This is a genomic window from Promicromonospora sp. NPDC059942, assembly GCF_042731755.1.
Lineage (GTDB): Bacteria > Actinomycetota > Actinomycetes > Actinomycetales > Cellulomonadaceae > Promicromonospora.
Genome location: NZ_JBHWLR010000004.1, coordinates 41,176 through 58,691 on the forward strand (window position 1 = coordinate 41,176; position 17,516 = coordinate 58,691).

Consider the following 17,516-nt stretch of genomic DNA (forward strand, 5'->3'; position numbering starts at 1 on the left):
TCCTCCGCCAGGACCGGGCCCCGGCCCGGTGCCGCTGTGGCGAGGACCCAGGCACACCCCACGAACGAAGGACACGCTGATGGCCACTGCCGCCGAGTGGATCTCCGGGGCCCGGCCCCGCACGCTGCCGGCGGCGGCCGCCCCCGTCATGGTGGGTACCGGCGCGGCCGCGCAGGTCGACTCCTCCGCCTGGCTGCCCGCGCTGCTCGCGCTGGGCGTCGCCCTCGCGCTGCAGGTGGGCGTCAACTTCGCCAACGACTACTCCGACGGCGTGCGGGGCACCGACCTCGACCGCGTGGGCCCGATGCGGCTCACGGCGTCGGGGGCCGCCCAGCCCCGCGCGGTGAAGGGCGCCGCCTTCGCGGCGTTCGGCGTCGCGGGCGTGCTGGGGCTCATCCTCTGCGCGGTGTCCGGGCACTGGTGGCTGCTCGCGGTCGGCGCCGTGAGCGTCGTCGCCGCCTGGTACTACACGGGCGGCAGGACGCCGTACGGGTACCGGGGCCTGGGCGAGATCGCCGTGTTCGTGTTCTTCGGGCTGGTCGCGGTGCTCGGCACCACGTACACGCAGGCCGACCGCATCACCTGGCCCGCGGTGCTCGGCGCCGTGGGTGTGGGCCTCATCGCGTGCGCGCTGCTCATGGTGAACAACCTGCGCGACATCCCCACCGACGTCCTCGCCGGCAAGCGCACCCTCGCGGTGCGGCTCGGCGACTACCGGGCGCGCCGCGCGTACATCGCGATGATCTGGGTCCCGGTGCTGCTCGGCGCGCTGTGCGTGTTCTGGGCTCCGTGGACGCTCGTGGTGCTGCTGCTGCTCGGCCCGGCGGCGCTGCTGTCCATCCCGATCCTCGCCGGCGCGCGCGGCAAGCTGCTCATCCCGGTCCTGGCGGGCACGGGGCTGTACGAGCTGGGCTACGGCGTCCTGCTCTGGTTCGGCCTGTCGCTCTGAACCTCCGCAGTCAGTCGGCGCGCAGCTTCTCGTCGACCTCGGCGTCCTCGTGGGCGGCGTCGGCGTCGATCTTCGGGGCCGCGGCCCGCGCTGCGGCACGCCGCTCGGCCCGGCCGGCCATCCACTGCGTCGCGGCGTCGCGCGGCCTGCCCAGGGTCAGGTACGAGACCGCCAGGGCGACCAGCACGGCGACGACCGGGAGCAGCCAGCCCCGCAGTCCGACGAGGTACAGCACGCCGAGTGCCGCGGCGACGAGGGCGACACGGAGCAGGGAGTAGATCACGAGGGGCACCCACCCATGGTAGGCCGGGAGCGCGCCGCCTCTCGCCCGACGACGGCCCGACGGGCGACAACGGGGCGAACGTCACGTCGAGGGCTGCCCCGCCCGCGCCAACCCACCGTAGGCTGGGGGTATGCCTCGCGTACTCCTGATCTTGGTGGTCGTCGGACTCATGGCGTATGCCCTGACCGATGTCTGGGGCGCGGACGAGGACGAACGCGCAGGTCTGCCCCGGTGGCTCTGGGTGCTCCTGATCGTCCTCCTGCCCCTGCTCGGTGCGATCTCGTGGATCGTGGTGCGGGTCAGCCGCCGCTCCGGCGCCGGACCGGCGTCGGGCCCCGGCTCCGGCGGAACCCGCCCGACCACTCCCCCGCGGCCCGGCCCGCGCCGCCCCTCCGGCCCCGTGGCCCCGGACGACGACCCGGAGTTCCTCTGGCTGCTGGAGCAGGAGAAGCGCAAGCGGGAGCGTGAGGCCCGCGGCCGCCAGGAGGCCAAGGACGACGACGCCGAGAGCAGCTGAGCCTCGGGAACGAGCTTCGAGAAAAGACCAAGGGCACCGGATCCGCGCGGATCCGGTGCCCTTGGTCTTTGGCTCTCAGGGTCTTATGGTGCCCGGGGCTCACAGCCCCGAGTACGAGTGCTTCCCGTTGAAGATCAGGTTCACGCCGGTGAAGTTGAACAGCACGCACGCGTAGCCGGCCACGACGAACCAGGCCGCACGGGACCCGGACCAGCCGCGCGTGGTACGCGCGTGCAGGTAGGCCGCGTAGACCACCCAGACGATGAAGCTCCAGACCTCCTTGGGGTCCCAGCCCCAGTAGCGGCCCCAGGCGTCCTCGGCCCAGATCGCGCCGCCGATGACCGTGAAGGTCCACAGCACGAACGCCACCGAGTTCAGGCGGAACGAGAGCGACTCGAGGGCGGCGGGCGCCGCGGTGTGGTCGAGCCAGCCCCAGTGCCGGCTGCCGAGCACCGGCGAGCCGTTGTCCCGGGCGTCCCGCAGGAGCTGCAGCACCGACGCCACGAAGGCCACGGTGAAGATGCCGGTGGCGCAGATGGCGACGCCCACGTGGATCACGAGCCAGTACTTCTGCAGCGCGGGCTGGACGCCCATCGCCTCCACGAAGAACTTCTCCTGGGCCAGCACGAGGAACAGCACGCCGAGCCCGCTCACGAACGCGCCCAGGTACCGCGCGTCACGCCGGGTGTTCACCCCGGCGAACACCGCGACGGCCACGAACGTGCCGACCAGCGTGAACTCGTACATGTTGGCCCACGGCGTGCGCCCCGCCGCGATGCCGCGCAGCACGATCGCGACCAGCAGCAGCGCCGCGGCCAGCCACGTCACGGACATCCCGATCCCGGCGAACTTGCGGTTCACCGGCCCGGCCGCGGCGACAGGGGCCGCGGACCCGGCGTCGATCAGGCCGGGCACGTCGTCCCCCGACCCCGCGCCGACGCTCACCTTCTCGCGGCTCCGCGCCGCGTCCCGCGCGTCGACCTTCGCGCCGGACAGGCGCGAGAGGTCCACCGAGAACGCGATGAGCCCGATCGCGAGCGCCGTCGCGGCACCCCAGACGAGCAGCACGCTCAGGTTTGCCAGCTCCATGTTCAGTCCTTTTCCGATCCGGTCTCGATGCGCGGTTCCTGAGCTTGTCCAGTGGCCGCCTGTCCGGGTTCCGCTCCCGGCACCGCCCCCACGGCGCGGTCGACCTCGGCCTGTAGGCCGGCGTCGTCGCCCCGGGCGAGCCCCGCGACCTCGACCACCGTAACGCCGTCCGGCCCCTCGTACGCCCGCACCCAGACGCGCCGCCGTGGTGTGAAGAGCGAGACGGTGAGCCCCGCGAGCGCGAGCAGCGCGAAGACGAGCACGAACACCAGCGACGGGTCGTGCCGCAGGTCGAGGGCCACGTAGCGCGGGAGGTCCTCGCCGAGGGTCAGGGTGCCCAGCCCGTCCGGCAGGTCCACGGTCTCGCCGGGCCGCGCCAGCACCTTGACGCGCTCGCCGGAGTCCTCGAGGGCCGGGGTGAGCGACGCGGTGTCGAGCTCGTACACGTTCTGCGGCGAGCCGTCGTCGAGCCCCAGGTCACCCGTGTACACCTCGAGCACGAGCAGCGGGTCCACGGGCTGCGGGAACGCCGAGCGGGCCGACCCGTCCTCGTTCACCTCCGCCGTCGGCAGGAAGTACCCGACGAGCCCGATCTGGTCCAGCCCGGGCGACACGTCCGGCACCTTCACCACGCCGCGGGAGGTGTACATCGTGTCCTCGGGGATGAACGTGACCCGGCCGGAGAAGGCGACCTCGCCCTTGGCGTCGTGCACGGTGATCTCGGGGGCGAAGCCGTTGCCCTGGAGGTAGATCTTGGCGCCGTCGACGACGATCGGGTGGTTCACCTTGATCTGCTCGGGCCGCTCCTCGCCGGAGGGCTCGGTCACCGTGACGTGCGCCGTGAAGTCGCGGGCCTGGGCGAAGGCCACGGTGTCGCTCGCGAACTCCGACTCGAACTTGTCGAGCGTCATCGAGAACGGCACCAGCGAGCCGGGGCGGAACCAGCCGCCCTTCTCGAAGGTGTCGTAGTCCACGACGGCGTTGGCGAAGCCGCGGCCCTCGGTGACGATGGCCTGGCCGCGGTAGTGCAGCATCTGGCCGGTCGCGACGGAGACGAGCAGGCCGACCAGCGCCAGGTGGAAGACGAGGTTGCCGGTCTCGCGCAGGTAGCCGCGCTCGGCGCTCACGGTGGCGGACGCCGGACGTCGGCTGCGGGCGGCCTCCTCGCCCCGGTCCACCCGGAAGGTGGGCAGCCAGGAGAACCTGCCGCGCAGGCGGGCGGCGACGGCGTCGGCCGCCTCCTCCGGCGAGGCGCCGGTGGTCGCGGTGGCCTTGGCCGGGAACCGGTTGAACCGGGACGGCACGCGCGGCGGGCGGCCGCGCAGGGCGCGGTAGTGCGCCGCCGAGCGCGGGAGGATGCAGCCCACGAGCGAGACGAACAGCAGGATGTAGATGGCGGAGAACCAGACCGACGTGTAGACGTCGAAGAAGCCGGCCTTGTCGAGCCAGTCCCCGGCGGTCGGGTGGTCGGCGAGGTACTCGAGCACCCCAGCGGCGTCCTGGTTGCGCTGCGGGAGCACGGACCCGGGCACTGCGGCGACGGCGAGCAGCATCAGCAGCATCAGCGCCACGCGCATCGAGGTGAGCTGGCGCCACATCCAGCGCAGCGTCCCCACCAGGCCCAGCGCGGGCGGGGTGGGCCGCTCCGGCTTCTGCCCCTTCGGGTCCGACGCCGGCGTGTCGTGCGCCTCGCCCTGCTCGCCCTGCGTAAACGCGTCCGCGATGCCGTCGGGGACGTAGGTGCCTTCGTTGCGCGTGCGGCCGGCCATCAGATCACCGTCTCGAATCCACCGATCCAGAGCTGCATGGCCCCGGTGATCTGCGTCCAGAGCCCGGTGACCAGCAGCAGCCCGACCAGCACGAGCAGCCCGCCGCCGATGCGCAGCGCCGCGAGGCGGTGCTTGCGCAGGAAGTCGAGCATGCGCTCGGAGCTCTGCAGCCCGAGGGCCACGAGCAGGAACGGCACGCCCAGGCCGATGCAGTACGCGATGCCGAGCAGGGCGCCGCGGCCCGCCGAGGCCTCGTCGATCGCGAGCGCCTGCACGGCGCCGAGGGTCGGGCCGATGCAGGGCGTCCAGCCCAGCCCGAAGACGACGCCGAGCAGCGGCGCGCCCCACAGGCCGGCGCGCGGCGTCAGGTGGAACCGGGCCTCGCGCTGCAGGAACGGGACGGCCCCGAGGAACCCGAGGCCGAGCAGGATCACCACGACGCCGAGCACGCGGATGATCACGTCCTCCCAGCGCACCAGGTAGGCGCCCAGGCTGCCGAACGCGGCGCCGAACGAGACGAACACGGCGGTGAAGCCGAGCACGAACAGCGCGACGCCGCCGACCACGCGGCCGCGGGCCGGCTTGGTGCGCGTCGCCACGATCCCGGAGGTCGTGCCGGCCGAGGCCGCGGCCATGCTGCTCACGTACCCGACGTACCCGGGCACGAGCGGCAGCACGCAGGGCGAGGCGAACGACACGAAGCCAGCGAGCAGCGCGACGGGCACCGCCAGGAGCAGGGACCCGCTCCAGACCGTGCTCGCGAGCCCGTCGCCGACGGCGGTGGCGATGGCGCCGGTCGAGAACATCAGGCGGCCTCCGCCAGGACCTCGTCGATGAGGGACTCGAGCGTGGAGTGCTCGGCCTGGCCGATGACGCGCGCGGCCACGTTGCCCTCCTGGTCCAGCACCACGGTGGTGGGCACTGCCTGCAGCGGCACGACGCCGTTCAGGCTCGCGATCACCTTGCCGCTGCTGTCCTCGATGCTCGGGTAGGGCACCTCGAAGGTGCGCTGGAACGCCTGGGCGGAACCGGCGTCGTCCTCGGTGTTGATGCCGAGGAACTGCACGCCGTCCTTCGACCCCGCGAGGCTCACGAGGTCGGGCGCCTCGGCGCGGCACGGCGCGCACGAGGCGTACCAGGTGTTCACGACCACGACGTCGCCCGCCCAGCCGGCGGTGTCGACGTCGTTGCCCTCGAAGTCGGTGCCCGTGATGGTCACGGGGCCCTTGCGCTCCCCGACGTCGTACGTCTGGACCGAACCGTCACCGGAGACGTACCCCTGCCCGACGACGTCGCCGGCGCCCGAGTCCTCCGGGCTGCACGCGGCGAGCGACACGACGAGGCCGAGCACGATGCCGACGACCACTACCCACTGGACCGCCTTGACGGTCTTGCCCCGCATCACGCGCCGGCGACCTTGCTCGCGCCGTCATAGAGCTCCGCGGCGGGCTCCGTGTAGTGCAGGCCGACGAACCGGTCGTCCTCGAAGTGCAGGGACGTCAGGGACGCGAGGTTGCACTGCCGGTTGCGCGGGTCGTGCCACAGGGTGCCGCCCTCGAGCGCCCGGCGGGTGAGCCAGATCGGGAGCTGGTGGCTGACCAGCACGATCTCGTGGCCCTCCGCGGCGCGGCGCGCGTCCTTGACGGCGGCGCGCATGCGTTCGACCTGCGCCGTGTAGGGCTCGCCCCACGACGGCCGGAACGGGTTCCACAGGTGCGGCCAGTTGCGCGGGTTCTTCAGCGCCCCGCCGGCGGGTCCGGCGACGACCAGGCCCTCGAAGCGGTTGTCGGCCTCGATGATGCGGTCGTCGGTGGCGAGCTCGAGGCCGAAGCCCTGCGCCACGGGGGCGGCCGTCTCCTGCGCGCGCTGCAGCGGGGAGGCCACCACGTGGGTCACGTCCCGGCCGGTGCTCGTGAGGTGGTCGGCGACGATCTTGGCCATCGCCTGGCCACGGTCGGACAGCCGGTAGCCGGGCAGGCGCCCGTACAGCAGGCCGTCGGGGTTGTACACCTCGCCGTGACGCAGCAGGTGAACCGTCGTGGAAACCATGACCCACAGTCTCCCATCCGACCCTGGGTGCCCGTGACCTCCGGCGAGTGTGCATTACGTCATCTCGCGCCGATCCGGCAGGGCCGACCTACATTCAGCGGAAAGGTTTCGTCATGAAACCGTCCGATGCAAGCAAGGGGGCTCCACATGAGTGAGACAGCATCGCCTGCCATGTACGCACGCCTGGCCGCCGAGGCGCTGGGCACGTTCGTGCTGGTGCTGGGTGGCTGCGGCACCGCGGTCTTCGCAGCCAACTTCCCTGACGCCGAGACCAACACCGTGGGCGTGGGCTTCCTCGGGGTCGCCCTGGCCTTCGGCCTCACCGTGGTGGTCGGCGCGTTCGCGCTGGGGCCGATCTCGGGCGGGCACTTCAACCCCGCCGTCACGCTGGGCCTGGCGGCCGCGGGCCGGTTCTCCTGGAACGACGTCGGCGGCTACGTCGTGGCGCAGGTCATCGGCGGCGTGCTCGGCTCCAGCGTGCTGGCGCTGATCGCCCTCGGCGGGCCGGACGGCTACTTCGAGGCCGCGCGCGAGTCGGGCTTCGCGGCCAACGGGTTCGGCGAGCACTCCCCGGACGGTTTCGGGCTCGGCTCCGCGATCCTGACCGAGACGGTCCTCACCGCGGTCTTCCTGTTCGTCATCCTCGGTACGACGGCGCGGATCGCCTCGCCCGGGTTCGCGCCGCTGGCGATCGGCCTGACGCTCACGCTGATCCACCTGGTCTCGATCCCGATCACGAACACGTCGGTGAACCCCGCCCGCTCCATCGCCACCGCGATCTACGCCGGCGGCTGGGCGTGGGGGCAGCTCTGGGTGTTCCTGCTGTTCCCGGTCCTCGGCGCCCTGGTCGCCGGGTACGCGTACCGCCCGATGTTCAGCCGCGTGCTGACCGAGTAGGACCGCACATCCCCGCCTTCCACGCGTCAGACGCACAGGTCGCCCGAGGGACCTGTGCGTCTGACGCGTGCCTGGTGCCGCAGCCGGTCGCGTGCCGCGGGACGCGGTCAGTCGCAGAGGGCCGTGAGGCCTTCCTCCGTGCCGCCCGACATCTTCGAGGACGCCGCGACCTTGGCCATGATGCGTCCGAGCTGCGCGAACTCCTCGGGGTCCAGCGCGTCGACCATGATCCGGCGCACCGCCGCGACGTGGCCCGGCGCTGCCACCTCCAGCGCCGCGTAGCCGGCGTCGGTCATGGTGCAGTTCACGCCGCGCCGGTCGCCCTCCGCCGCCCGGCGCTCCACGAGCCCGCGCGCCTCCATGCGCGCGACCGTGTGCGTCAGGCGGCTGCGCGAGAGCACCAGGCCGTCCGCGAGCGTGGACATGCGCATCGTGCGCTCCGGAGCCTCCGAGAGCTGCACGAGCAGGCTGTACTCCCCGAGCGAGAGGTCGAGGGTCCGGTCGTGCAAGGCGCTGAGCGCCTCCACGAACCGCGCGGTCCCCTCGAGATAGTGCCGCCAGGAGCCCTGCTGCTCCTCGGTCAGCCAGAGATCGGAACCCTGGATCGTCTCCGCTGCCACTTCGCCCACCGCCTTCGTGCTCACCGAGCTGCCAGGAGGGCCGGCCCGGGTGACGCCGTCACGCCGGGAGCCATGATCGCCCGCCGGCCCGAATGTGATCTGCGACGTGCCGGGCGCCCTCTAGGAATACGTTACGGGACCCGTTATGTTGGAACGCATCAGATCTAGTTGATCCCTCAACTATCTACCTCAACCGTCGAACCCACAAGGAGTCCCCCTGATGGCCACCCCGCTCCCCGCAGGTCTCACCACCGGCGTCTACGAGATCGACCCCTCCCACACCGCTGCCTCCTTCTCCGTCCGCCACGCCGGGATCGCGAAGGTGCGCGGCAGCATCGCCGTAACCTCGGGCACCATCACGGTGGGCGAGGACCTGGAGTCGTCGAGCGTCACCGCCGAGCTGGACGCGGCCTCCGTGAGCACCGGCGACGCCGGTCGTGACGGCCACCTGAAGAGCGCCGACTTCTGGCACGCCGACGAGAAGCCGACCTGGACGTTCTCCTCGACCGACATCAAGGCCGACGGCGACGACTACATCATCTCGGGCGACCTCACCATCAACGGCATCACCAAGGGTGTCGAGCTGGAGACCGAGTTCACCGGCACCGCCAAGGACCCGTTCGGCAACGACCGCGCCGGCTTCGAGGCCAACCTCGAGGTCAACCGCAAGGACTTCGGCCTCACGTGGAACGCCACGCTGGAGACCGGCGGCTTCCTGGTGGGCGACAAGGTCAAGATCACGCTGGACGTCAGCGCGATCGCCAAGGGCTGAGCCCAGTCCCACCCCCGCTGAGTGCGGGGTATTTGTTGGATCAAGCTGCTTGATCCAACAAATACCCCGCACTCAGCGTTTTCTGTGGGGTCAGAGAGCCGCCGCGCGGGTCGCCGCGTGGAAGGCCAGGATCTGCAGCTCGCCGCCGACGTCGACCGAGCGCACCACCACGTCGTCCGGCACCTGGAGCGCCACCGGCGCGAAGTTCAGGATCTCCCGGACGCCCGAGCCGACGACGGCGTCGGCCACGTCCTGGGCGCCGTGGCCCGGCAGCGCGAGCACCACCATGGAGACCCGCTCGCGCTCGATGACCTCGGCCACCTCGCGCACGTGCTCCACGGTCACGCCGGCCACGTCGGTGCCCACGACGTCGGGCGACGCGTCGAGCAGTGCCACCACCTGGAAGCCGCGCGTCGCGTACCCGGAGTAGTTCGCCAGGGCGTGCCCGAGGTTTCCGATGCCGACGATCGCCAGCCGGTGCTCCGTCTCGAGCCCCAGGGCGACCGTGATGTACGAGGCGAGCGACTCGACGTCGTACCCGACGCCGCGCGTGCCGAACGAACCCAGGTACGAGAGGTCCTTGCGCAGCTGCGCCGAGCTGACGCCCGACCGTTCGGCGAGCTCCGTCGAGGAGGTGAGGTCCACCCCCTCGGCCGCGAGGTCACGCAGGGCGCGCAGGTAGTACGGCAGCCTCCCTACGGTTGCTGCCGGGACTGTCCCGTCACTGAGTTCGACCACGTGCTGCTCCCCTCCCCGCGACCACTGTGTCGCGGGCGTACGCACACACTGCCTGGACGATCATGCCAGGAGGCGTGCAAGGCGCGCACCGTCCACGCGCCAGAAACCTTGCTGGATCCCGTCCACCTCGAGCACGGGGACGTACTCCCCGTACTTCTCGCGCAGCGCGGGCGCGCTGTCGATGTCGACCTCGCGCCACGCGGTCCCGGAGCTCTCGCACACCTTCTCGACGACGGCGCGTGCGTCCTCGCACAGATGGCACGCCTCGCGTGTGTAGAGAACGACCCGGGTCTCGGCGGCAGTGGTCACGCCCCGAGGTTACGTCACGCGCGGGCCACCGAACGGTCGGTGTCCGGCAGCCGCCCGTCCGCCCAGCGCACGCCCCAGGCCAGGACGAGGAAGACGACGGCGACGCCGCCCGCGTTGATCAGCGCCCGCGCCCAGCCCAGCTCGTCCGCGTCCAGGAACGGGTAGGGATACCAGCCCGTGACGGCGCCGCGCACGAAGGTGTAGACCAGCCAGGCGACGGGATACACCACCGACCACCACACCGTGGCCGCCGTGACGCGGGGGCGCGGCCCCACCCAGACCCAGACGACGACCGCGAACAACGGTGCCAGGACGTGAAGCATCGTGTTCGGCACCGGCCCCGCGCCGCCAACCATCTCGAGGCCGCGCAGCACGGTGTTGTAGACGATCCCCGTGACGGCGATGCACAGCAGGCCGTCGAGGCGCAGCACGCGGAACACCGGACCGTCCCGTCGCGGGTCGAGCGCCAGGGCCAGCGAGGTCCCGCCGATCAGCAGGTTCGACTGGATGGTGAAGTAGCTGAAGAAGCGGACCATCCGTTCGGCATGCGTCGGGGCGAGACCTGGGCCGCTGGTCAACGCGATGACGAACTCGATCGCGAAGCCGCCCAGAGCCAGCACGGCGACGAGCAGATGGAGGAATCGCGCCAGCCCGGCACCCTCGGGGATCCTGATGTTCTGCGTCACTCCCCGGTTCTACCAGCGCTTCTGCCGGGGTGCCCGGCGAGGACTTGCGTCCTGTGGCACGCGGATAGAGTGACCTCCATGCCGTCGACGCACCCCTCGTCCGCCACCGCGGCGTTCTTCGACGTCGACAACACGATCATCCGCGGTGCGAGCGCCTTTCACCTGGCCAAGTCGGCGTACCAGCGCAAGTTCTTCGGTACGCGGGACATCCTGAGGTTCGCCCTGATCCAGGCGCGCTACCTCCTGTGGGGCGAGAACCGCGAGGAGATCGACCAGGTGCGCGACCGGGCGCTCTCGCTCATCGCGGGCCGCAGCGTCGCGGAGATCGCCACCCTCGGCGAGGAGGTGTGGGACGCCGTCCTGTCGCTGCGGATCTACCCCGGCACGCGCCGGCTGCTCGACGAGCACATCGCGGCCGGCCACCAGGTGTGGCTCGTGACCGCCACCCCCGTGGAGATCGCGCAGCTCATCGCCCGCCGCCTCGGCGCCACGGGCGGGCTCGGCACCGTGGCCGAGCACAAGGACGGGTTCTACACCGGCCGGCTCACGGGCGACCTGATGCACGGCCAGGCCAAGGCCGACGCGATCGTCTCGCTCGCGGAGACCGAGGCCATCGACCTCGACGAGAGCTACGCCTACGGCGACTCGCTCAACGACCTGCCGATGATGCGGTCCGTGGGCCACCCCTGCCCCATCAACCCCGACCTGCGGCTGCGCCGGCACGCGCAGGAGGTCGGCTGGCCCATCCGCGAGTTCCGCGGGCGGTCGCAGCGCGCGGCCGGGCGCGGGGTCCGGACGGCGTCGTGGGCCGGGGCGGCCTGGGTGCTCGGCCTGGTCCTGCGGGCGGCCCGACGGCGGCTGCGCGGGCACTAGGCGGGGCGGGCACTAGGCGGGGCGGTCCGCCAGGGCGTCGGCGGCATCGTCGGCGGCCGCCGCGAACGCGCGGATCAGCGGGTTCTGGTCCGCCGCGCGCCACACGAAGGCCCACTGGCAGCGCGTCGCGTCGCGGACCGGCATCCAGACCAGGCCCGGCCGGGAGTAGAACCCGACGGCCTCGGCGGCGGCGGTGATGACGGCGTGCCCGCCGGTGACCGCCTTGAGCTCGTCGTCCCACGTGGCCACGACGGGCCCCCGGGGGACCAGCCGCCCCGACGGCGTGCGGAACGGCTGGAACGTCTCCTCCATGGACGCGGGGATGGGCGACTCGTGCGCCACGAAGGTCAGGTCGCCGAAGTCCTCCAGGCCGATCGAGTCGCGGCCCGCGTAGGGATGGTCGGCGGCCATGGCGACGACGATCTGCGAGGTGTGGGTGATCCGGCCGACGGTGATGTCCGGCTCACGCACCGGCAGCCAGACGTGTGCCACGTCGACCTCGCCCGCGCGCAGCGGGGTGAGCGGGTCGACGGTGTTCAGGTCGCGGTGGCGCAGGTCGACGGCCGGGCAGCGTGTCCGGAACTGGTCGATGATGTGGTTGACCATCCAGCCCTGGATGCCGATGGTGCCGAGCGTCAGGGTGCCCGAGGCGTCGCGGACGGCGGCCGACGCCTCTTCGATCGCGTCCGTCATCTGCTGGTAGGCGGGGCGCAGGCTCTGGTACAGCCGGTCGCCGGCCGGGGTGAGCCGGACCGTCCGCGAGGTGCGCTCGAACAGCGCGGTGCCGATGCGCCGCTCCTGCTTCTTGATGACGTGGCTGACCCGGGACGGGGTGACGTGCAGCCGCTCGGCGGTGCGCCCGAAGTGGAGCTCCTCCGCGAGCGTCAGGAAGATCTCGATGTCCCGCAGCTCCATCGCCCCGCACCGTCCCGTCCTCGTCGTCGACCCGTCGCGCGTCGGTGGGTCGGTGGGTCGGCACGGCACGTATCGGTGACCCGGCGGGCAACGCTACCTTGCCGGACTCGCCGTTGATCCCGTTCGGCGCCCAGGAGGAGGCTGCTCCCTGCCGCGCCGCGGCAGCCGCAGAACCGCACCGGGTCCAGTCCCGGATCCCCCCAGAAAGAGGACGTCATGACCACCGAGAGCTCCACCTGGTCCGGTCTGGTGCCGATCGACGACACGGCCCTGGCAGTGACCGACACCGGCGGCACCGGCCTGCCGGTCGTCTACCTCAACGGCCAGTTCGCCACGCAGGGCTACTGGCGCCGCGTCATCGCCGATCTCGGCACCGGCTACCGGCACATCACCTACGACGAGCGCGCCCGCGGCCGCAAGTCCAAGAAGTCGGCCGACTACTCGTTCGAGACCATGGTCCGCGACGTCGACGCCGTCCTCGACGCGCGCGGCGTCGACAAGGCGCTCGTGGTCGGCTGGTCCTACGGCGCGTTCCTCGCCGCGCACTGGGCCAGCCGCAACCCCGAGCGCGCCCTGGGCGCCGTCCTGGTCGAGGGCGCCGAGCCCAACGACTGGCTCACCGACGCCCTCGAGGTCCGCATCCGCAAGCTGTTCCGCCTGCTCACCCCCGTCACCTGGCTGCTGCGCCCCACCGGCCTGACGCCCCGGCTGAGCGCCGGACAGCAGGCGGAGAGCAACATCGAGCTCGGCAAGATCGCTCGGGAGAGCGCCCTGGGACCGGTGCTCGACGCCATCTCCGTGCCGACCCGGTACGTCCTGGCCTCCGGGGCGTCCCTGGGCAGCAAGGGCGACGAGCAGGAGCACATCCGCGCCAGCCTGGGCCCCGCGCTGGAGCGGAACCCGATCCTCAAGATCAGCGCGAAGGTCGCCAGCAACCACGACTGGATCCTGCGCAAGGACTTCCGCGCCGTCGCCGACGCCGTCCGCGAGGTCGCGGGCCTCGCGGCCGAGCAGGCGCCGGAGCCCCGGTAGCCGGCCGGCCCGGTAGCCGGGAACGAAGAAGGCCCGGCCCCCGTAGGGGCCGGGCCTGCTCGTCACGCGCCCGACGGCGCGCGCGTCACTTCTTGTTGCGGCGCTGGTGGCGCGTCTTGCGAAGCAGCTTGCGGTGCTTCTTCTTGGCCATACGCTTGCGGCGCTTCTTGATGACGGAGCCCATAGGTCCTCGCAATGTTCGGTCGGTCGGTCGGCGGCGGCCCGACGACGGGCCGCGCGGCGAAATGGTCCACGGTTGGTCCGGGACAGTGACGCCATAGTGACGATGGCCGACCAACACGAAAAGGAGTCCGCTACCTAGGCTACCTGCTCTGCCGCGCGCTCCGTAATCGACGGCGGTGTGAGGTGCGCCGGACCTGCGTCGTCGGCCGGCCGCGAGGCCCGCCGGGAGACCCGGTCAGGGCCGGGCCGCGAACCGCTCCAGCAGGTCGGCGTGGCCGGAGCAGACGAGCAGGTCGTTGGCGGAGACCCGGGTCTCCGGCGTCGCGTAGACGAAGTCCACGCCCGGCGACTTCACCCCGATCACGGTGATCCCGTACCGCTTGCGGATGTTCGACTGCGCCAGCGTGAAGCCCTGCGCCTCGCGGGGCGGGCGCATCTTCACGATGGTGAAGCCGTCCTCGACCTCGATGTAGTCGAGCAGCTTGCCGCTGACGAGGTGGGCGACGCGCGAGCCGGCGTCGGCCTCGGGGAAGACGACGTGGTGCGCGCCGATACGGGTCAGGATCCGGCCGTGCTCGGCGGAGATCGCCTTGGCCCAGATCTGCGGCGTGCCGAGGTCCACCAGGTTGCCCGTGATGAGCACCGACGCCTCGAGCGACGAGCCGACCCCGACCACGGCGACGCCGAAGTCCTTCGCGCCGAGCTGCTCCAGCGCGTCCGGGTTGGACGCGTCGGCCTCGACCAGCGGCAGGCGCCCGGACCACTGGGCCACCAGCGTAGGGTCCTGCTCCACCGCGAGCACGTCCTGACCCAGCCGGTCCAGGGTGGCGCCGATCGCCGACCCGAACCTGCCCAGTCCGATCACGAGCACACCCGCGTCCCGCTCGGGTCTCTTCTCCGGCACGGTAGTCCTCTCTTCCACGTGTCAGACGCAGAGGTCACGATAGCGACCCAGGGTTCTGACAGGTCCGGCTGTCAGCCGATGATGGGGCGTTCCTCCGGGAAGCGTACGATGCGCCGCCGGTCACGAAGGGCCAGCACCGCCACGACGGTCACCGCCCCGGTACGCCCCACGAACATCAGGGCTGCCAGCACGTATTTTCCGGCGTCGGGCAGGTCGTACGTGATGCCGGTCGTGAGGCCGACGGTCGCGAACGCCGACAGCACCTCGAACAGCACCTTGGACAGGGGGAGGTCGGTGAGCTGCAGCAGCGCGACGCACGAGACCAGCACGATGCTCGCGCCCGTGAACACGACCGCGATCGACAGCCGCAGCACGTCGCGCGGGATCCGGCGGCCGAACGCCTCGATGTCCCGGTCGCCCCGCGCCTCGGCGATGATCGCCAGCAGCATGACGGCGAGCGTGGTCACCTTGATACCGCCCGCGGTGGACGCCGAGCCACCGCCCACGAACATCAGCGCGTCCTGGATGAGCCAGCTCGACTCGTGCATGGCGCCGATGTCCACGGTGCTGAACCCGCCCGAGCGCGGCATGATCCCGGCGAAGAGGGCGGCGAGCAGCTTGTCGCCGACGCTGAGCGGCCCGAACGTGCGGGGGTTGGTCCACTCCAGGACCAGGAGCAGCAGGGCGCCGACCACGAGCAGCACGCCGCTGGTCACCAGCGTGAGCTTGCTGTGCAGCGAGAGCCGCTTGGTCCAGCCGTGCCACCGGCGCCCCGGCCGGCGCAGGGAGCGCTGGATGTTGAGGATCACGGGGAAGCCGAGGGCACCGATGAAGACGCCGAGCGCGATGGGCAGCAACAGCGTCCAGTCGCCCACGTGCGGCATGAGGCCGTCGGGCGTCGGCACGAACCCCGCGTTGTTGAACGCGGAGATCCCGTAGAACAGGGAGTGCCAGGCCGCGGTGCCCACGTTGTCCTCGAGGATCAGGAAGCGCGGGAAGAGCAGCAGCGCGATCGACAGCTCGAGCGTGGTCGCGGTGACGATGATGACGCGGACCAGCGAGCCGACGTCGCCCAGCCGGCTCGTCTTGGTCTCCGACGCCGTGAGCAGCTTCTGCGTCAGCCCGATCTTGCGCGAGACCATCATGCCGAGCAGCGAGGCGACGGTCATGATGCCGAACCCGCCCACCTTGATGCCGGCGAGGATGACGACCTGCCCGTAGAACGACCAGTAGGTCGCCGTGTCCTGCACGACGAGCCCCGTGACGCAGACGGCGGAGACCGCCGTGAACAGCGCGTCGACGAAGCTGGCGCCCGCGCCGTCCGCCGTCGCGAACGGCACGAGGAGCAGGATCGCGAACAGCCCGATCACACCCGCGAACACGGTGACGGCCAGGCGCGCGGGTGCGCGGAAGGCCAGCTCGTCCACCAGCTCCCGGAGGCCGAACAGCCTGTGCCGGAAGATCGGCGCCATCCGACCCGCTCCCTCCCCTGCAGTCCCGACGATCGACGCCCTACTCTGCCACGCCGAAGGGCGCTCGACGGGCACAACGCCGCTGCCGCGGCCGCCGACGCCGTTTCTGGGCCACGGCGCCCGCCCTGGGCCGGGTCCGTTACCGTGGGCGGGTGCACCTCGCCCGGCTGGTCTGGAGTCCGCGACTCCTCGAGTACGACTTCGGCCCCGGGCACCCCATGTCGCCCGCCCGCCTCGACCTGACGATGCGGCTCATCGAGGCGCTCGGCCTGCTCGACCGGCCCACGCTCGAGGTGGTGGACGCCGAGCCCGCGACCGACGCCGTGATCGAGTCGGTGCACGACGCCGAGTACGTCGCCGCCGTCCGGCACGCCGGGACCACGCTGGAACCCGACCTGATGCGCGGCCTGGGCACCGACGACGACCCGCTCTTCGCCGGGATGCACGAGGCCGCCGCCCGCCAGGTCGGCGGGTCCGTCGCGCTGGCCGACGCCCTGTGGCGCGGCGAGGTCGCGCACGGCGTGAACGTCGCCGGAGGCATGCACCACGCGATGCCGGGCGCGGCGTCGGGCTTCTGCGTCTACAACGACGCGGCCGCCGCGATCCGCCGGCTGCTGGACCTCGGCGCCGAACGGGTCGCCTACCTGGACTTCGACGCCCACCACGGCGACGGCGTCGAGGCGATCTTCTGGGACGACCCCCGCGTGCTGACCTTCTCGATCCACGAGGACGGCCGCACCCTGTTCCCCGGCACGGGCGCCTCGGCCGACGTCGGCATGCCCGGCCCCGCCGAGGGGACCGCCGTCAACATCCCGGTCCCGGCGCGCACCTCGGGGCCGGCCTGGCTGCGGGCGATCGACGCCGTCGTGCCCGCGCTGGTCCGGGAGCACCGCCCGCAGGCGATCGTCTCCCAGCACGGCTGCGACGCCCACGGCCGCGACCCGCTCTCGAACCTGAACGTCTCCGTGGACGCGCAGTGCACCGCGCAGCAGTGGGCGCACGCCCTCGCGCACGAGCACGCCGACGGCCGCTGGCTCGCCCTGGGCGGCGGCGGGTACGCGGTGTCCGACGTCGTCCCGCTCGCCTGGACCGCGCTCGTCGCCGAGGCCGCGCACGCACCCGTGGAGCGCGGCAGCGAGCTGCCCGCCGCCTGGCGCGACGCCGTCGAGGCCCTCGACCTGGAGGCCGCCCACACGATGGGCAGGGCCGAGGTGCCGTTCCGGAGCTGGCGCGACGGGTACGACCCCGCCGACCCGGTGGACCGCGCGGTGCAGGCCACCCGCCGCGCCGTCTTCCCCCTGTGGGGCCTGGACCCGCTGCTGGACTGACCTCCCGGGCCAGGCCGGGCCCGGCCGGATCCCCTTTGAGGCCCGGGTTTTTTTTTTCTTGTTGTTTTCCTGGCAGAGGGAGACAGGGCTCACAAAGGAAGAACCCCCCCCAGGGGGGCCGCGCCGACCAA

At 72.0% G+C, this 17,516-nt stretch carries 21 protein-coding genes; 7 read left to right on the forward strand and 14 right to left on the reverse strand.

Annotated features, from left to right (window positions below):
* Positions 1 to 79 precede the first annotated feature (79 nt).
* Complete coding sequence (locus ACFV9Q_RS07530) at positions 80 to 949, forward strand: 1,4-dihydroxy-2-naphthoate polyprenyltransferase (RefSeq protein ID WP_377233880.1); 870 nt, start codon at positions 80 to 82, stop codon at positions 947 to 949.
* Positions 950 to 959: 10 nt separating this feature from the next.
* On the opposite strand, the gene ACFV9Q_RS07535 is transcribed toward ACFV9Q_RS07530, so the two are convergent.
* Positions 960 to 1,241: a DUF4229 domain-containing protein gene (locus ACFV9Q_RS07535; RefSeq protein ID WP_377228070.1), complete on the reverse strand. Its 282-nt coding sequence runs from the start codon at positions 1,239 to 1,241 to the stop codon at positions 960 to 962.
* A 121-nt stretch (positions 1,242 to 1,362) separates the two neighbouring features.
* Between ACFV9Q_RS07535 and ACFV9Q_RS07540 the strand changes: the two genes are divergently transcribed.
* A complete protein-coding gene (locus tag ACFV9Q_RS07540; protein WP_377233881.1) occupies positions 1,363 to 1,749 on the forward strand; it encodes a PLDc N-terminal domain-containing protein in 387 nt (128 codons plus the stop codon).
* Positions 1,750 to 1,848: 99 nt separating this feature from the next.
* Here ACFV9Q_RS07540 and ccsB read toward each other — a convergent pair whose 3' ends face one another.
* The 5 genes from ccsB to ACFV9Q_RS07565 are packed head-to-tail and all read right to left on the reverse strand — an operon-like array spanning position 1,849 to position 6,656.
* Entirely contained in the window at positions 1,849 to 2,838 is a 990-nt protein-coding gene (ccsB, locus tag ACFV9Q_RS07545) for a c-type cytochrome biogenesis protein CcsB (protein WP_377233882.1), read from the reverse strand.
* A gap of 2 nt (positions 2,839 to 2,840) precedes the next feature.
* Positions 2,841 to 4,607: a cytochrome c biogenesis protein ResB gene (locus ACFV9Q_RS07550; RefSeq protein WP_377233883.1), complete on the reverse strand. Its 1,767-nt coding sequence runs from the start codon at positions 4,605 to 4,607 to the stop codon at positions 2,841 to 2,843.
* Entirely contained in the window at positions 4,607 to 5,413 is an 807-nt protein-coding gene (locus ACFV9Q_RS07555) for a cytochrome c biogenesis CcdA family protein (RefSeq protein WP_377233884.1), read from the reverse strand. Before ACFV9Q_RS07555 ends, ACFV9Q_RS07550 begins: the two co-directional genes overlap by 1 nt.
* The gene (locus ACFV9Q_RS07560) at positions 5,413 to 6,009 is read right to left on the reverse strand and encodes a TlpA family protein disulfide reductase (protein WP_377233885.1); all 597 of its coding nucleotides are present in this window, start codon (positions 6,007 to 6,009) and stop codon (positions 5,413 to 5,415) included. The genes ACFV9Q_RS07555 and ACFV9Q_RS07560 overlap by 1 nt, the downstream gene beginning before the upstream one ends.
* Complete coding sequence (locus ACFV9Q_RS07565; RefSeq protein WP_377233886.1) at positions 6,009 to 6,656, reverse strand: histidine phosphatase family protein; 648 nt, start codon at positions 6,654 to 6,656, stop codon at positions 6,009 to 6,011. The genes ACFV9Q_RS07560 and ACFV9Q_RS07565 overlap by 1 nt, the downstream gene beginning before the upstream one ends.
* 147 nt (positions 6,657 to 6,803) lie before the next feature.
* Here ACFV9Q_RS07565 and aqpZ point away from each other — a divergent pair, with 147 nt between their 5' ends.
* A complete protein-coding gene (aqpZ, locus tag ACFV9Q_RS07570; RefSeq protein ID WP_377231932.1) occupies positions 6,804 to 7,553 on the forward strand; it encodes an aquaporin Z in 750 nt (249 codons plus the stop codon).
* A 107-nt stretch (positions 7,554 to 7,660) separates the two neighbouring features.
* Here the strand turns inward: aqpZ and ACFV9Q_RS07575 are convergent, their stop codons facing one another.
* Positions 7,661 to 8,173: a MarR family winged helix-turn-helix transcriptional regulator gene (locus tag ACFV9Q_RS07575; RefSeq protein ID WP_377231933.1), complete on the reverse strand. Its 513-nt coding sequence runs from the start codon at positions 8,171 to 8,173 to the stop codon at positions 7,661 to 7,663.
* A gap of 220 nt (positions 8,174 to 8,393) precedes the next feature.
* On the opposite strand from ACFV9Q_RS07575, the gene ACFV9Q_RS07580 reads away from it, so the two are divergent.
* Positions 8,394 to 8,945, forward strand: coding sequence for a YceI family protein (locus ACFV9Q_RS07580; protein ID WP_377233887.1), 552 nt, complete (start codon positions 8,394 to 8,396; stop codon positions 8,943 to 8,945).
* Positions 8,946 to 9,035: 90 nt separating this feature from the next.
* Here ACFV9Q_RS07580 and ACFV9Q_RS07585 read toward each other — a convergent pair whose 3' ends face one another.
* The 3 genes from ACFV9Q_RS07585 to ACFV9Q_RS07595 are packed head-to-tail and all read right to left on the reverse strand — an operon-like array spanning position 9,036 to position 10,678.
* Positions 9,036 to 9,683 (reverse strand): redox-sensing transcriptional repressor Rex, encoded by a 648-nt coding sequence (locus ACFV9Q_RS07585; RefSeq protein ID WP_377232472.1) that lies wholly within the window; start codon positions 9,681 to 9,683, stop codon positions 9,036 to 9,038.
* A 60-nt stretch (positions 9,684 to 9,743) separates the two neighbouring features.
* On the reverse strand, positions 9,744 to 9,992 hold the full coding sequence (locus ACFV9Q_RS07590; RefSeq protein WP_377233888.1) for a glutaredoxin family protein: 249 nt from the start codon (positions 9,990 to 9,992) through the stop codon (positions 9,744 to 9,746).
* Between the two features lie 14 nt (positions 9,993 to 10,006).
* On the reverse strand, positions 10,007 to 10,678 hold the full coding sequence (locus ACFV9Q_RS07595) for a Pr6Pr family membrane protein (RefSeq protein ID WP_377233889.1): 672 nt from the start codon (positions 10,676 to 10,678) through the stop codon (positions 10,007 to 10,009).
* A gap of 78 nt (positions 10,679 to 10,756) precedes the next feature.
* Here ACFV9Q_RS07595 and ACFV9Q_RS07600 point away from each other — a divergent pair, with 78 nt between their 5' ends.
* A complete protein-coding gene (locus tag ACFV9Q_RS07600; protein WP_377232475.1) occupies positions 10,757 to 11,551 on the forward strand; it encodes an HAD family hydrolase in 795 nt (264 codons plus the stop codon).
* A 12-nt stretch (positions 11,552 to 11,563) separates the two neighbouring features.
* On the opposite strand, the gene ACFV9Q_RS07605 is transcribed toward ACFV9Q_RS07600, so the two are convergent.
* Positions 11,564 to 12,466 (reverse strand): LysR family transcriptional regulator, encoded by a 903-nt coding sequence (locus tag ACFV9Q_RS07605; protein ID WP_377233890.1) that lies wholly within the window; start codon positions 12,464 to 12,466, stop codon positions 11,564 to 11,566.
* A 216-nt stretch (positions 12,467 to 12,682) separates the two neighbouring features.
* Between ACFV9Q_RS07605 and ACFV9Q_RS07610 the strand changes: the two genes are divergently transcribed.
* Positions 12,683 to 13,498: an alpha/beta fold hydrolase gene (locus ACFV9Q_RS07610; RefSeq protein ID WP_377233891.1), complete on the forward strand. Its 816-nt coding sequence runs from the start codon at positions 12,683 to 12,685 to the stop codon at positions 13,496 to 13,498.
* An 85-nt stretch (positions 13,499 to 13,583) separates the two neighbouring features.
* Here ACFV9Q_RS07610 and ACFV9Q_RS07615 read toward each other — a convergent pair whose 3' ends face one another.
* From ACFV9Q_RS07615 to ACFV9Q_RS07625, 3 genes are all read right to left on the reverse strand, one after another.
* On the reverse strand, positions 13,584 to 13,682 hold the full coding sequence (locus ACFV9Q_RS07615) for a 30S ribosomal protein bS22 (protein ID WP_003792170.1): 99 nt from the start codon (positions 13,680 to 13,682) through the stop codon (positions 13,584 to 13,586).
* Positions 13,683 to 13,916: 234 nt separating this feature from the next.
* Positions 13,917 to 14,585, reverse strand: coding sequence for a TrkA family potassium uptake protein (locus ACFV9Q_RS07620; protein WP_285100831.1), 669 nt, complete (start codon positions 14,583 to 14,585; stop codon positions 13,917 to 13,919).
* 71 nt (positions 14,586 to 14,656) lie between these two features.
* A complete protein-coding gene (locus ACFV9Q_RS07625) occupies positions 14,657 to 16,057 on the reverse strand; it encodes a TrkH family potassium uptake protein (protein ID WP_377233892.1) in 1,401 nt (466 codons plus the stop codon).
* 152 nt (positions 16,058 to 16,209) lie between these two features.
* On the opposite strand from ACFV9Q_RS07625, the gene ACFV9Q_RS07630 reads away from it, so the two are divergent.
* Complete coding sequence (locus ACFV9Q_RS07630) at positions 16,210 to 17,385, forward strand: acetoin utilization protein AcuC (protein ID WP_377233893.1); 1,176 nt, start codon at positions 16,210 to 16,212, stop codon at positions 17,383 to 17,385.
* Positions 17,386 to 17,516: the final 131 nt, after the last annotated feature.